At 30.7% G+C, this 15,104-nt stretch carries 11 protein-coding genes; 10 read left to right on the top strand and 1 reads right to left on the bottom strand.

Annotated elements, in window-relative coordinates; all coding sequences use genetic code 11:
- Positions 1–456: 456 nt before the first annotated feature.
- The 3 genes from hisS (at position 457) to HZY82_RS06300 (ending at position 4,617) form a co-directional block, all read left to right on the top strand.
- Positions 457–1,728 (top strand): histidine--tRNA ligase, encoded by a 1,272-nt coding sequence (hisS, locus tag HZY82_RS06310; RefSeq protein WP_368667373.1) that lies wholly within the window; start codon positions 457–459, stop codon positions 1,726–1,728.
- A gap of 4 nt (positions 1,729–1,732) precedes the next feature.
- The gene (aspS, locus tag HZY82_RS06305; protein WP_135156275.1) at positions 1,733–3,505 is read left to right on the top strand and encodes an aspartate--tRNA ligase; all 1,773 of its coding nucleotides are present in this window, start codon (positions 1,733–1,735) and stop codon (positions 3,503–3,505) included.
- A gap of 140 nt (positions 3,506–3,645) precedes the next feature.
- Positions 3,646–4,617: an asparaginase gene (locus HZY82_RS06300; protein ID WP_209304971.1), complete on the top strand. Its 972-nt coding sequence runs from the start codon at positions 3,646–3,648 to the stop codon at positions 4,615–4,617.
- Positions 4,618–4,660: 43 nt separating this feature from the next.
- On the opposite strand, the gene HZY82_RS06295 is transcribed toward HZY82_RS06300, so the two are convergent.
- The gene (locus HZY82_RS06295; RefSeq protein ID WP_179939053.1) at positions 4,661–5,293 is read right to left on the bottom strand and encodes a superoxide dismutase; all 633 of its coding nucleotides are present in this window, start codon (positions 5,291–5,293) and stop codon (positions 4,661–4,663) included.
- A 171-nt stretch (positions 5,294–5,464) separates the two neighbouring features.
- On the opposite strand from HZY82_RS06295, the gene yaaA reads away from it, so the two are divergent.
- From yaaA to HZY82_RS06265, 7 genes are all read left to right on the top strand, one after another.
- Positions 5,465–6,199 carry a peroxide stress protein YaaA gene (gene yaaA, locus HZY82_RS06290; RefSeq protein ID WP_179939051.1) on the top strand — a complete coding sequence of 245 codons (735 nt, stop codon included), beginning with the start codon at positions 5,465–5,467 and terminating at the stop codon, positions 6,197–6,199.
- 1 nt (position 6,200) lies between these two features.
- The gene (locus HZY82_RS06285; RefSeq protein ID WP_135156279.1) at positions 6,201–6,785 is read left to right on the top strand and encodes a flavin reductase family protein; all 585 of its coding nucleotides are present in this window, start codon (positions 6,201–6,203) and stop codon (positions 6,783–6,785) included.
- A 90-nt stretch (positions 6,786–6,875) separates the two neighbouring features.
- Positions 6,876–10,157, top strand: a complete 3,282-nt coding sequence (locus tag HZY82_RS06280; protein WP_179939049.1) for a DNA polymerase III subunit alpha — start codon at positions 6,876–6,878, stop codon at positions 10,155–10,157.
- Between the two features lie 128 nt (positions 10,158–10,285).
- Positions 10,286–11,251: a 6-phosphofructokinase gene (gene pfkA / locus HZY82_RS06275; RefSeq protein ID WP_135156281.1), complete on the top strand. Its 966-nt coding sequence runs from the start codon at positions 10,286–10,288 to the stop codon at positions 11,249–11,251.
- Positions 11,252–11,275: 24 nt separating this feature from the next.
- A complete protein-coding gene (gene pyk / locus HZY82_RS06270) occupies positions 11,276–12,718 on the top strand; it encodes a pyruvate kinase (RefSeq protein ID WP_135156282.1) in 1,443 nt (480 codons plus the stop codon).
- A gap of 421 nt (positions 12,719–13,139) precedes the next feature.
- Positions 13,140–13,409, top strand: coding sequence for a hypothetical protein (locus tag HZY82_RS06570; protein ID WP_218925263.1), 270 nt, complete (start codon positions 13,140–13,142; stop codon positions 13,407–13,409).
- A complete protein-coding gene (locus HZY82_RS06265; RefSeq protein ID WP_218925262.1) occupies positions 13,340–14,491 on the top strand; it encodes an amidase family protein in 1,152 nt (383 codons plus the stop codon). Before HZY82_RS06570 ends, HZY82_RS06265 begins: the two co-directional genes overlap by 70 nt.
- Positions 14,492–15,104: the final 613 nt, after the last annotated feature.

Genomic DNA, 15,104 nt, shown 5'->3' with positions numbered 1-15,104 from the left:
AAAGAGATTAGTAAAATTTGCTAATCTCTTTCTTATTGACAAATATATAAATTTATTATAATATTTATTAGTAATGATAAAGCTTGTATATTAGAAAACATTATTTTCAGAGAGTTAGGTTCAGCGGCTGAAAGACCTAATAGTAATATTGATATACTGAACACTTTATTGTAAAATTGAATACCTAATTATGAGGTACTGTTTATAATAAGATTGTAATAGCAGTATGAATAAGGGTGGCACCACGTATATAATCACGTCCCGTATAAGTAGAGATACTTGTACGGGACTTTTAATATTCTTTGGACAATTTTTCACATATAATTATTTATTTAAATTAAAATTGTTTAAAGAATGCTTTTAAGAAGAAAATAGTATAAAATTTCCAGTTTAGTGGATGTTTTGAGATTAAATTTGTAAATGTATAGTAAATAAAGAGGATTAATGATGAATAATATAATAAGTGTGCCAAGAGGAACACAGGATATTTTACCTGTTGAATCAAGAAAATGGCAATATATAGAAAACAAATTAAGAGAATTATCAAATAATTTCTGTTATGAAGAAATTAGAACACCTATGTTTGAATCAACGGAATTATTTGCAAGAGGTGTTGGAGAAACTACGGATATAGTTTCTAAGGAAATGTATACATTCTTAGATAAGAGTGATAGATCTCTAACTTTAAGGCCAGAGGGAACAGCAGGAACAGTTCGTTCTTATATTGAGAATAAACTTTTCGCAGAAACAATTAAACCACAAAAGTTATTTTATATTGGACCTATGTTTCGTTATGAACGTAAACAAAAAGGTCGTTATCGTCAATTTGTACAGTATGGAGTGGAGGTAGTTGGAGAGGAATCACCTATGATTGATGCTGAGGTAATTTCACTAGCCTACAATATTTATCGCTCATTTGGTATTGAAAATATAAAAGTAGCAATTAATTCATTGGGTAATCCGAGTGAAAGACAAGCATATAATGATGCTATGGTTAAGCACTTTGAAACAAATATTGAAGAATTTTGTTCAGATTGTAAGATAAGGATTCAAAAAAATCCAATGCGTATTCTAGACTGTAAGATTGATGCAGGACGTGAAGAAATTACTACAGCTCCTAAGTTATTAGATTACCTTGGAGAAAAGTCGCGTGCTTATTTTGATGAAGTTACAAAGTATCTAGATAGCCTAGAAGTTAAGTATGAAGTAGATCCTAATCTTGTTAGGGGACTTGATTACTATACTCACACAGCTTTTGAAATTATGATAGATAATCCAGAAGTAGAACTTAAAACACTTTGTGGTGGTGGTCGTTACAATGGTCTTGTGGAAATGCTTGGGGGACCTGAAGGAGAAAAAGGTATTGGTTTCGCCTTAAGTATTGAGCGTCTATTATTGGCCTTAGAGAGTGAGAATATTACTTTACCTTTAGATGATGGAATAGATTTGTTTATAGTTTTTATGGGGAAAGCAACAGATTATGCTGTCAAGTTAACTAATGACTTACGTCTAGCAGGCTTTAAAGTTCAAAGTGATTATTTTGATAAGAAGATGAAGTCTCAAATGAAATTGGCAGATAGATATAAGGCTAGGTATACAATTATTATTGGAGATAAAGAGATTGAAGAAGACAAGTTATTAGTAAAAGATATGGCTAACTTTAGCCAAGAAGAAGTATCTTTAGCAGATTTAGAGTTATATTTAGAAAAACAATTAAGAGGAGAATAAAATTATGTCAGCATACGGAAGAAGTGATTATGCAGGTCTTATTGATGAAAGATATGTAGGACAAAAAGTAACAGTTAAAGGATGGGTAGGAAAACGTCGTGACTTAGGAAATCTAGTTTTTATTGATGTTAGAGACAGAATGGGAGTTGTGCAATGTGTTATATCTGGGGAAAAAAATCCAGAAGCTCACAAGATTGCAGATATGATTAGAAATGAATATGTAGTATCGGTAGAAGGAGAAGTTGTCGCTCGTAGTGAAAGAACTCAAAATGATAAAATTCGTTCTGGTAAAGTGGAACTAATTGTTGAGAAAATTGAAATTTTAGCAGAATCAAAAACTTTACCATTTGTATTGGATGATTCAACATTGTCAAGTGAAGAGTTAAGAATGAAATATCGTTATTTAGATTTACGTCGTTCTGAACTTGCAGATGTAATTCACTTACGTTCAAAAATTACAAAAGCAACACGTGATTATTTAGATAAGCATTTATTTACAGATGTAGAAACACCAATATTAACAAAATCAACACCTGAAGGGGCACGTGATTATCTAGTGCCTAGTCGTGTACATGCTGGAGAGTTTTATGCGCTTCCACAATCACCACAATTATTTAAACAATTACTAATGGTTGCAGGATTTGATAGATATTACCAAATTGCTCGTTGTTTCCGTGATGAGGATTTACGTGCGGATCGTCAACCAGACTTTACTCAAATTGATATGGAAATGTCCTTCATGTCGCAAGATGAAATTATCGAGATGGTTGAAGGATTAATTGCTCATGTAATGAAAGAAGTTAAGGGAATCGAAGTTAAGACTCCATTTGAAAGAATAGACTATGATATAGCTATGGAAAGATTTGGTTCGGATAAACCAGATACTCGATTTGGTATGGAATTGAAGGATGTTTCTGAATTAGTTGCCAATGTAGATTTCAAAGTATTTTCAAATGCAATAGAGCAAGGAGGAGCTGTTAAGGCTATTGTTGCTAAGGGAATTGCGGATAAGTACTCTCGTAAAGATATGGAGGCACTTGGAGAGTATGTTGCAAACTACGGAGCTAAGGGACTTGCTTGGTTAAAAGTTACCGAAGAAGGACTTAATGGACCAATTTCTAAGTTCTTTACAGAAGCAGTAGCGGCAGAACTAGTAGAGAGAGTAGAAGCGGAAGTAGGAGATGTAATCTTATTTGCGGCAGATTCTAAGAAAGTCTGCTATGCCTCATTAGGAGCTTTACGACAAAAGCTTGCTCGTGACTTAGACTTAATAGATCCTAATAAATTTAACTATTTATGGGTTGTTAACTGGCCTTTATTAGAATTTGATGAAGAAAGCGGAAAATATTCAGCAGCACATCATCCATTTACAATGCCTAAAGTTGAAGATATTCCATTATTAGAAACAGCACCGGAAAAAGCATATGCACAAGCTTATGATATTGTATTAAATGGATATGAATTAGGTGGTGGATCAATGCGTATTTACGACAAGGAAGTTCAACAGTCTATGCTTAAAGCATTAGGATTTACAGAAGAATCGGCACAAGAACAATTTGGTTTCTTATTGGATGCATTTGAGTACGGAGTGCCACCACATGGAGGAGCAGCATTAGGATTAGATAGATTTGTAATGCTACTTGCAGGTCGTGATAATCTAAGAGATACAATTGCCTTTCCAAAAACAGCAAACGCATCTTGTCTATTAACAGAAGCACCATCTCCAGTAGACTTGGAACAATTATTAGAGTTAAATATCTCTACACTAAAAAAATAAAATATTTTGAAAAAATCAACCTAGAAATAGGTTGGTTTTTATATTAGAAGATTAATTTTTTATTAATTAACAAAAAATCTTGCTCATATATTTTTTATATGCTAAAATTTATAGGAATTCATAAAGGAGTGGTAGATAAAATGAAAAAGAAAATTTTATTAATTAATACAGGTGGAACTATCTCGATGAGTGAAGATAGAGGGACAGGAAAAGTATCTCCATCAAGTGAAAATCCTATAAATCAAAGTGATTCAATTTTTTCTTATATTGCTGATGTAATAGTAGAAGAATTATATCATCTACCATCACCTCACATTACAATAAAAGAGATGGATGGATTAAGGCAAAGAATAGAAAAAGCTGAAATAGAAAGATACGATGGAGTAGTCGTGACTCACGGAACAGATACATTAGAAGAGACGGCTTATTTTCTAGATTTAACTTTAGATATAAAAATACCTGTAGTAATTACTGGTGCAATGCGTTCTTCTAATGAAATAGGATCTGATGGACTAGCCAACTTAAGATCGGCACTATTAGTTGCGGCCTCGGAAGAAGCTAAAAACTACGGAGTGCTTGTAGTTATGAATGATGAAGTTCATGCAGCTGCTTATGTAACTAAAACTCATACTACAAATGTAGCAACATTTCAGACACCAACATTTGGACCAATAGCTTTGGTATCTAAGAGTGATGTTATTTTCTTTCAAAAATTTTTAAGAAAAGAAACGTATAAAACTAAAAGGTTGGACAAAAAAGTACATTTACTGAAATCCTATGCAGGTATGGATGGAGAATTAATTGATGCAATTAAAAAACTAGGGGCAGATGGATTAGTAATAGAAGCTTTGGGTTCTGGTAACTTACCACCTGCTACAGAAGAATCCATTAAAAGATGTATTGAAGAAGGAATGATAGTAGTTTTTGTTTCAAGAGCTTTTAATGGAGTAACTCGTGATGTCTATGATTATGCTGGTGGAGGAAAGAGATTTAAACAAGATGGTGTAATATTCACTACAGGACTTTCTGGACAAAAAGCAAGATTAAAATTATTGGTACTACTTAACTCAGATGTAGAAAAAGAGGAACTTGCTAAAAAATTTGAAATATAATAAAAAAACTTGTTGACTTTTAGTCAGCAAGTTTTTTATTGTATTATCTATCGCAGCCATCCATTTCGATTGATTTTTTTAATCTTTCGTTCACATACTCCCAGTTAATAACACGGAAGAATTCTTTAATGTATTCTGGACGACGGTTTTGATAGTTTAAGTAGTAAGCGTGCTCCCAAACATCTAATCCTAATAATGGCGATTTTCCATCTAAGACTGGAGAGTCTTGGTTAGGAGTAGAAAGTACTTCTAGTTTCCCTTGGGCGTTAAGAACTAGCCAAGCCCATCCTGAACCGAAACGACTTGTCGCAGCTGCAGTAAATAATTCTAAGAACTTGTCATATCCACCTAAGTCAGCATCAATTTTTTCTTTAATTTCCCCATCGTAAACAGAAGTGTCTGGAGTAGTTAATAATTTCCAAAATAGAAGGTGATTTAAGTGTCCACCTGCATTGTTGATTACAGCTTGTTTAATGTCAGCTGGAATAGTATCTATTGATTTTAGTAATTTAGTAGGACATTTAAAGTCTAATTCTGGATATTTAGCAAGAGCTGCGTTTAAGTTGTTAACATAAGCAGCATGATGTTTAGAGTGATGAATCTCCATAGTTTTTGCATCGATGACTGGTTCTAAGGCATCATAAGCATATTGTAATTCTGGTAATTTGAATGTCATATAAATTCCCTCCTAATATAATATATAATCTTATTATAAGAAAAAATGTAAGTAATTTCAATTTTAAAGAATTTAGGATATAAATTAATTGTAAACAGCAAATTAATTGAAAAAAAAATAAATTTATATAATAATAGGTAATAAGATATAGCAAAATTTAGGGTGATTTTCATGAAAATATTGATACCTACAGCTAAAGAAATGTCCACAAAAAGTAAGGCTAAGTCTGGTAAGGATCTGGGTAATATAAGTAGGGGTATTTTACAGGAATTGAGGAAATTAGATAGTCAAAGCTTGGCAAAACTCTATAAAATCAAAGAAGATCAAGCTGAAAAAGAAGTGAGAAGATGGCAAGAAATAGCCAATAAAACAGCTAAGTCATATAGTGCCTTAAATCTTTTTGATGGATTGATGTATAGAAATATAAAAAGAGAGATTTTGACAAAGACTGAAAGAGAATATTTTATTAAAAATGTATTTATTACTTCATCTTTTTACGGAATTATCAATGTTTTTGATGAAATCTCTGAACATAGACTAGATTTTTTACAAAATATCAAAGTTGAAGATAATTCATTAAAAAAACTGTGGCGTCCAGAATATGATTTATTTTTAGAAGGAGAAGACTTTATAATTTCTTTATTATCCAATGAGTTTGAAGAAGTTTTCTCTAAAGAAATTAGAAATAAATTTATTAAAGTAATTTTTATGGAAGAGAAAGCTGGAGTGAGAAAGAGTCATTCTACAATTTCTAAAAAAGCAAGAGGGAAGTTTTTAACATATCTAGTTAAGAATAATATAGAGAGTTTTGAAGAAATAAAAAAGATAAAATTTGAAAATTATAAACTGGAGAGGAACTTGTCTACAGACAGACAATTAGTTTTTGTAGCACAAGTAGGAAAATAGAATGTACGTTAAAGAAAAATTAGAAATAAACACGGATAAATTATACTATGGATTTCCTGTGGTTTTACTAGGATATAAGGATGATAGATTTAAGTATAATGCAACAACAATATCATCATCATATTCACTGAAAGATACATTAACAATAGGCGTTAAATCTGAAAGTCATTCAGCTGCTAATATAAAAAAATATGGAGAATTTACACTTAATGTGCCTAGTGATAAATTATTAGGTGAGGTAGAGGTATGTGGATTCTTCTCTGGTCATAATAAGTTACAGCAAGCAGATCTTACTTATGAAATTGCTAAGACCATTGATGCTCCTGTAATTGATGATTGTTTTTTAACTTTAGAATGTAAAGTAGTTCATTGTTATGATCATCATGGATATACACACTTTGTAGCAGATATAACTAATAGATTAGTTGATAATGATTTAATTGATGAAGAAGGAAACTTTAGAATTGGTGAAATAGATACTATTCATTTTACAGGCTGTAATGAGTTGAGACAATATAGATTCTTAAAAGAAGAAAAAGCAACAAAAGGAGATTTTATTTATACGTCTGATAATTGTTGTGGATAGGAGATTGGTTTGGCCAATCTCTTTTTTATTTTTAAATACTTATTTATTTATAGTATAATTAAAAAAACTAATGGTTAAGGAGGTAATCAAATGACTTTTTATAATATGCAAATTCATACAGCTTACGATTTATTAAATTCAACAATATCTTTAGATAAATTGTATGAGAAATTAAAGGATGATAATCAGCAGGCTCTTATAATATCAGATCCCAATATGTACGCAGCTATTAAGACTTATAGACTTGCAAAGAAATATGGAATAAAAATAATTCATTCTTTAAATGTTAAAGTAGACTATGATTTAAATTTTTTGAATATCTCCTTAATTGCTAAAAGTAGGAGGATGTTTTATAAATTATTAAAGATATCTAGTGACATTCAAATTCAGGATAAGACTATTTATTTTGAAGATTTATTAAATGATTTATTAGATTATAGAGAAGATTGTGTGATTTTAGTAAATACAGACTTAAATAGTAGGCAGAGTATAGAAAATTTATCCCAGCTTCTAGCCGAATTTGAACATTATTTTTCATATACAGAAAAATCTTTTTATCAAGTATACAAAGGTTTAAATAATATAGTGTATGCAAGTCCTGCCTATTACCTTGATGATGAAGATTATAAAACTAGTCTTGTAGTTAGAGCTATAGCTAATAATAAAAAGTTGAAAATAGAAGATTTGCATATAAGCAGTGGGCCAAACTTTGTAAAAAAACAAGAAGATTTCAAAAAAATAATAGTTGATATAGATAATCCATCGGAAAAAGAGACGATGATTTTTGCCATGAATAGGCAAGAGGATTTAATTAGGTCTTGTAATTATGAATTAGACTTTAGTTCTTATCAATTACCTAAGTATATCTATTCAGAAGAGGAGAGAGCATTTGAACAATATTCAACTTATGACTATTTGAAATATCTTTGTGTTCAAAGTCTTAAGGAAAAGATAAAGAGACCATTAGACTTGTATATAAAGAGATTGGAGAAGGAACTAAAAGTAATACAAGAAATGGGCTTTGAGGATTACTTCTTAATAGTTCAAGATTTTGTTAAATATGCTAAATCACAATCTATAGTTGTGGGTTATGGCCGTGGTTCTGCGGCAGGATCTCTTGTGTGTTATCTTTTAGGTATTACTCAGGCTGATCCTATCAAATATAATCTACTATTTGAAAGATTTTTAAATAAAGATAGAATATCTATGCCGGATATTGATATTGATTTTCAAGATACAAGACGAGATGAAGTAATTAAATATGTGGAAGAAAAATATGGTGTAGATAGGGTCGCACAGATAATAGTATTTGGTAGTTTTCAAGCTAAGGCAGCAGCTAGGGAAACGGCTAGAATATTCAATTTTCATCAAAAAAAATTGGATTTTATTTCTAAAAATGTTTCATCAAGAAGGAGTCTTACAGAGTCCTATGAGGAATCTAAAGAACTAAAAGAATTTGTGAATGCTAGCAAACAACACCAATATTGGTTTTCTGTGGCTAAATCAATAGAAAACTTACCTAAAAATAAATCAGTTCATGCAGCAGGATTGATAATTTCTGGACAAGACATGATATCAGATTATATAGCTTTAGAAAAGGCTAATATTACTAGAAATTTAAGTCAGTGGACTATGGATGATCTAGAATATGTAGGCTTATTGAAGATAGATTTTCTAGGTATAAAATATTTAACTATGTTAGAAAATATTTCTAAAGATATAAGGAAAGAGAATCCCGATTTTGATATTGATAAAGTTTCTTATGACGACCAAAATGTATATAAATTATTTACAAAGGGAGATACAGAAGGTATTTTTCAATTTGAAAATAGAGGATTAAGGGCTTGGTTAAGAGAGCTTAAGCCGACTGAATTTAAGGATATTTATGCCATAACTTCCTTATACAGACCGGGCCCCATGAAGTACGTGGCTTCATATATTGCTAGAAAACATGGTAAGGAGAAAGTAAGTTATCTTCATCCAGTATTAGAAACTATCCTAAAAGAGACTTATGGAATTATAGTTTATCAAGAACAAATCATGCAAATAGCAGTAGCTTTTGCAGGGATGACACTTAACCAAGCGGATACAATGAGAAAGGCTGTGTCCAAAAAGGATAGACTAAAATTACAAGAATATGGAAAAATCTTTATTGAAAAAGCTGTCGCTAAGGGACAGGATGCCAATATAGCCAGTAAACTATATGAACAAATAGTAACCTTTGCTGAATATGGTTTTAATAAGTCTCATGCAGTTGTATACTCTATGTTAGCCTATAAGCTTGCTTATTTGAAAACATATCACAAAAAATATTTTATGACAGAGCTTTTAAATAACGTAATAAGTGATGTTTCTAAAATTAATGAATACAAGAGTGAACTCAATAGAAATAAAATAAGCTTGTTAAGTCCAAATGTAAATGAATCAGATGTGAAATTTTCTGTAGTAAGAAAGGGAATATCTTTTGCTTTATTAGCTATTAAGCATGTGGGATATATGACAGCAGTTTCTATTGTTAATGAAAGAGATAAGTATGGTAAGTTTTTAGATATAGATGATTTTTTAAGAAGATTAGATAAAAAGTTGGATTACCAAGCGGCAAATTTTCTAGTTAAATCTGGGGCCTTAGATTGTTTTGCTTATAATAGAGCAACACTTTTAAATAAAGTGAAAAATTATTATGAAGACGCTAGAGGAAATGTGGGAGATATAAGATTTGCTATAAATTCTTTATCAAGTTTAACTATTAAAGTGGAAGAAGTTGAAGATTTTTCTTTACTGGAAAAAATAAGTATGGAAAAAGAAGCGACAGGAACTTACTTTTTAAAACATCCGGTACAAGTAAAGAAGGAAGAATATTCATATCTACCCTTGGAATATATTTCTAAAAAAAATGTAGATGTTTATGTAGAAATTGTCTCTGTTAAAGAAATTAAAACTAAAAAAGGGGATGCTATGGCATTTTTATCTGTAAATGATGGAAATGAGGACTATGAGATTACAGTTTTTCCAGATACATATAAGTATGCTAGATTATATTTGAAAAATAATTCTTTTTTAGTAATAAGTATAAAACAGCAAGTTAGAGAAGGTAAAATATCTTATATTTTAGAAAAAATTACGGATTTTGAAAGTTATGAAAATTATTGTTTATCTAATATCAAACAGATATCTGTTCTTGTCAATGAAAAAAATAAAAAATTTTTGCAACGCGCTTTACATCCGTCAAATAAAGGGAATGTACACTTATTTAATCAAAAAAACCAAAGTTATAATAAAACATTTATAGTAAAAAACGAACATTTCTTTGTTCGTGAATATTTAAATAAATTCGAAGGGAATAGCATTAAGATAAGCTATAAGACAGTTTAACTATAAAAATAAAACAAACAAAAAATAACAAAAAACACACTTTTACACTAGAAATTTTTGTGAAAGTGTGTTATTCTGTATATAGTCAAATTTTAAAAGAATAAGATTCGATTAAGAGGTAATTTGAAATGAAAAAGATTGCAGTTTTAACAAGTGGTGGAGATGCTCCAGGAATGAATGCTGCTGCTCGTGCAGTAGTAAGAACAGCTATTTATAATGGAATAGAGGTATATGGTATATACCAAGGTTATAAAGGAATGCTTGAAGGAAACATTAAAAAATTAGAAGTTGGTGATGTAGGAAATATCATTAACCGAGGAGGAACTTTCTTAGGATCTGCTCGTCTTCCAGAATTTGCTGATCCAGAAGTAAGAAAGGAAGCCATTAAAAATTTAGAAGAGATAGGTATTGAAGGTTTAGTAGTTATAGGTGGAGATGGATCTTACAAAGGTGCCACAAAACTTAGCCAAGAAATGAATATAAAAACTATAGGTATTCCGGGGACTATTGATAATGATATTTACGGAACAGACTTTACTATTGGATTCGATACAGCTTTAAATACAATTATTGAATCAATCGATAAAATACGTGATACTGCATCAAGTCACGATAGAGTATTTGTTATCGAGGTAATGGGACGCCATGCTGGAGATTTAGCTTTATTCGCAGGTATTGCTGGTGGAGCGGAGTCAGTAATGATTCCAGAACAAAAAGATACACTAGAGCAAGTTATGGAACGTGTAAACAATGCAGAGAAGCGTGGTAAAAAACACTCTATTATCGTATTAGCTGAAGGTGTAATGTCTGGAGCAGAGTTATCGAATAAACTGAAAGAGCAATTCGGATTAGAATCTCGTTATACAACACTAGGGCATGTTCAGCGTGGTGGTTCTCCATCAGCTATGGATAGAGTTCTTGCTTCACGTTTAGGAAACTATGCTGTAGATTTATTAATGGAAGGTATTTCAGGTAAAGCAGTTGGAATTAGAGATAATAAGTTAGTTACAACTGATTTCGAAGACATCTTCAATGCTACTGAACATGAAATTGATTTAAACTTATGTGAAGTATCAAAACAATTAGGAATATAATAAATAAAATTTGAGAGGTTAACAATGAATAAAAAAACAAAAATTATTTGTACAATAGGTCCAGCTTCAGAAGCTAAAGAAACATTAACAAAAATGGTTGAGTTAGGAATGAATGTGACTCGTCTAAATTTCTCTCATGGAAGTTATGAAGAACATGCAGATAGAATTGCTAGAATTAAAGAAGTACGTGAGGAAACTGGAACTAATTTGGCAATACTTTTAGATACTAAAGGTCCAGAAATCAGAACTCATGAAATGGAAAATGGTGAAATCGAACTTGTAAAAGGTAACGACATTATTGTGTCTATGAAAGAAGTATTAGGAACACCAGAAATGTTCTCTATTACTTACTCAGAATTAGTACACGATGTTAAGACTGGAGATACAATCTTATTAGATGATGGATTAATCGGTCTTTTAGTTAATAAGGTAGATGTAGAAGCTGGATTAATCTACACTACAGTCCAAAATGGTGGAATACTAAAAAATAAAAAAGGTGTTAACGTACCAGGAGTTTCAACAAAACTACCGGGAATTACTGAAAAAGATGAGCAAGATATTCGTTTTGGGTGTAAACAAGGTGTTGATTTTATCGCTGCTTCATTCGTACGTACTAAAGAAAATGTATTAGAGGTAAGACGTATTCTTAAAGAAGAAGGATGTGAGCACATTCAAATTGTTCCGAAAATTGAATGTCAAGAAGCAATTGATAATATGGAAGCAATTTTAGAAGTATCTGACGGAATTATGATTGCTCGTGGTGACCTTGGTGTTGAAGTACCAGCTGAGGAAGTGCCTCTAATGCAAAAAAACATTATTAAAATGTGTAATAAAGCTGGAAAATTTGTTATCACAGCAACTCAAATGTTAGATTCTATGCAAAAGAACCCACGTCCAACACGTGCCGAAGTATCTGACGTTGCTAATGCGGTATTTGATGGAACTGACGCAATTATGTTGTCTGGAGAATCAGCTGCAGGTACTTATCCAGTAGAATCTGTAGAAACAATGGCTACAATTGCTGAGAGAGCTGAAGCAACTCAAGATTATTCTTCAATCTTAAAATCACGTGCTAAGAAAACTAAAGAGCACAATGTGACAAATGCTATCGGTATGTCAGTAGGTTACATAGCTCACAACTTAGATTTACACACTATCGTAACTTATACAGAGTCTGGAAACACAGCTAGATTAATCTCTAAATATCGTCCAAATTCATTAGTTTTAGCAGTTACTCCAAATGAAAAGGTAGCTCGTGGATTATCTCTAGTATGGGGAGTTGAAGCTAAAGTTTCTAAACAAGTTGAAACAACAGATGAAATGTTAGAAACAGCAGCAACAATCGCTAAAGAGTCAGGATATGCTAAATCTGGAGATGAAATCATCATTACTGGGGGTATTCCAGTAAATAAAGATGCTTCATCTGTAGGAACAACTAACTTCTTAAAAGTAGAAGTTATAAGATAATTTATTGATAAGTTATAATTTATAAGATTAAGTGTAGGGTAAATTCAATAAAAATATGACTAGTTGATACATTGAACTTAATAAATTATAGTATGGTATATAAAGAGTTATACATAAGACTATATTAAAAGGATAGTGAGTAAGAAAATTACTCACTATCCTTTTAGATTATGTAATCTATGCTACAATAGATACATATATATTGATTGATTGATGATGACTCTGAAGAAGTTAGTAGAAAGTTGTTGTATTTGTTTAAGTCAATTTTATAAATTGGAAAGAAATAGAAGTAAGTATATAAGTGATTATGAAAAAATAAAAATTATTTTTATATTATAGTGATGGACATGTTTTAATAAGTATTTTTGCCAACTATTTAAGTTTTATATTGTATTAATTAAAAAGAAAGGTTAGTAGATAAATGAAAAAAATAATATTGTGGATTTTAGGAATTACATCTCTTATTGTTCTTATAGGGGGAGTTGGTTTTTATTATTATATACAATCTTTATTGCAGGCTAAAGAAGAAAAAATTTCTTATAGAAACGATAAAATTATAGATGCTATTGATAAACAATTAGTAGGAATAGATATAGAGTTAGTGAAATCAATGAAGGGGCAATGGAAGAGGCAAAAGTATTTGACGAGAATAGAGATGATAGACCGCTTGCAGGAATACCAGTATTATTAAAAGAAAATATTAATACAAATAATATGCCAACCAGTGCAGGATCTTATGCTTTAAAAGATTTTATTCCAAATAAGAATGCTCCTGTTGTTGATAAATTAATTGAAAATGGAGCGATTATTTTAGGTAAAACAAATTTATCTGAAATGTCTTATTATATGAGTCAGAAAAATCCAAGCGGTTATAGTTCTAAAAAAGGTCAGACAACCAATCCATTCAATCCTTTGGTATTAAGCCCACTAGGATCGAGTTCTGGTAGTGCGGTAGCCATGGCAACAGACATGGCGGTGAGTAGCTTAGGAACAGAAACAGCAGGGTCAATTGTTGCTCCCGCAAGTATAAATTCAGTAGTAGGTTATAAACCAAGTCGTGGAAATGTTAGTGGGGAAGGAGTTATTCCGATTACTTATTCCCTAGATACGGTAGGGCCTATTACCAAAACAGTTGAGGACGCTCTTCTAACATATAACGCTATAACTGATAAAAAGATAGAGATTGAACTAAATAAAGATGCTCTTAAAGGAAAAAAAGTAGGTGTTGTAAAATCTGATGATGCTTTTGATAAAGCTTTGACAGAGAAGTTAAGAGAATTTGGTGCAGAAGTAGATATAGTAGAAGTGGATATTTCAAAAATTGATTTAGAATTTATTCTAAGTAATGATTTTAAAAAAGACTTAAACCATTATTTAGAGACTTATAATGCTCCTATTAAATCTTTAGATGAACTAGTGGCCTTTAATAAGGAAGATAAAGAAGTTCGAATGAAGTATGGGCAAACATATTTAGAAAATTCTTTAAATCCCAAAAGAGATGATAAAAGAGTAGAAGATATTATTAATTTATCTAAGGATATTTTAAATAAAACAATAGACGATAATAAGTTTGATGTATTAGTATTTAAAGATAATAATATAGCAAGCTTAGCAGCAGGTGCAGGAGCTCCAGAAGTAAGTATTCCATTTGGTTTGATTAATAATGCACCAGTAGGAGCTACTTTCTTTGGAAAAGCGGGAGATGATGCTAATGTGTTAAAACTAGCCTATAGTTTTGAACAATTGACTAAGTTAAGGCAAATTCCTAAATAGATTAGATAGAGAATATTTATTTTATGTTCTTTTATAGCGATTTAATAAAATAATGAGAAAGACAGCTTATAAGCTGTCTTTTTATTTTAGATAATGTCTTATGAATAGATTGTAATTTTAAAATTATGAATTAAATTTTTAGAGTATACGGTATTAACAGGTTTTATTTAAAAAATTATGTTATAATGATGATAATTATATCATATTGAAAGGGTAAAGTATGAACTCAAATTTTGAGATTTTTCCAGAAAAATTAAAAATTTTAGAAACTATTGCCAGAAATGCTGAGAAACTGCAAGTAGATAAATTTTTTAGCAGCTTATCTTGAATTAATTACAAAAATAAGAGGAGAGATAAAAAATTGAAGGAATTGCTAAGGAAGTAAGAATATGGCTAATAATATATATAAATTTTTAAGAATTTGCTACTACATGTTATCCTTTCTATTATCAGGAATATATATTTTATTTATGTTACTTGTATGCATCATACTTTTATGGATATTATATAATTGGATAAAATATATCTATATACTGCCTTGGTTTAGCTAGAAGAAGGAGTGAAATTTATGGTCTTCTCTTATAGTTAAATTTTAATAAAAAACTTAATGTGA

The organism is Gemella sp. GL1, from assembly GCF_013415365.1.
In the GTDB taxonomy this organism is placed as follows: Bacteria; Bacillota; Bacilli; order Staphylococcales; family Gemellaceae; genus Gemelliphila.
The sequence above is the reverse complement of the archived record's forward strand: the minus strand, read 5'-3'. Positions and strand labels throughout refer to the sequence as shown.

Excerpts from the sequence above, each read along its gene's own strand:
- aspS (WP_135156275.1), top strand. The coding sequence starts at position 1,733 with ATGTCAGCATACGGAAGAAGTGATTATGCAGGTCTTATTGATGAAAGA.
- HZY82_RS06300 (WP_209304971.1), top strand. The coding sequence starts at position 3,646 with ATGAAAAAGAAAATTTTATTAATTAATACAGGTGGAACTATCTCGATG.
- HZY82_RS06295 (WP_179939053.1), bottom strand. The coding sequence starts at position 5,293 with ATGACATTCAAATTACCAGAATTACAATATGCTTATGATGCCTTAGAA.
- yaaA (WP_179939051.1), top strand. The coding sequence starts at position 5,465 with ATGAAAATATTGATACCTACAGCTAAAGAAATGTCCACAAAAAGTAAG.
- HZY82_RS06285 (WP_135156279.1), top strand. The coding sequence starts at position 6,201 with ATGTACGTTAAAGAAAAATTAGAAATAAACACGGATAAATTATACTAT.
- HZY82_RS06280 (WP_179939049.1), top strand. The coding sequence starts at position 6,876 with ATGACTTTTTATAATATGCAAATTCATACAGCTTACGATTTATTAAAT.
- pfkA (WP_135156281.1), top strand. The coding sequence starts at position 10,286 with ATGAAAAAGATTGCAGTTTTAACAAGTGGTGGAGATGCTCCAGGAATG.
- pyk (WP_135156282.1), top strand. The coding sequence starts at position 11,276 with ATGAATAAAAAAACAAAAATTATTTGTACAATAGGTCCAGCTTCAGAA.
- HZY82_RS06570 (WP_218925263.1), top strand. The coding sequence starts at position 13,140 with ATGAAAAAAATAATATTGTGGATTTTAGGAATTACATCTCTTATTGTT.
- HZY82_RS06265 (WP_218925262.1), top strand. The coding sequence starts at position 13,340 with ATGGAAGAGGCAAAAGTATTTGACGAGAATAGAGATGATAGACCGCTT.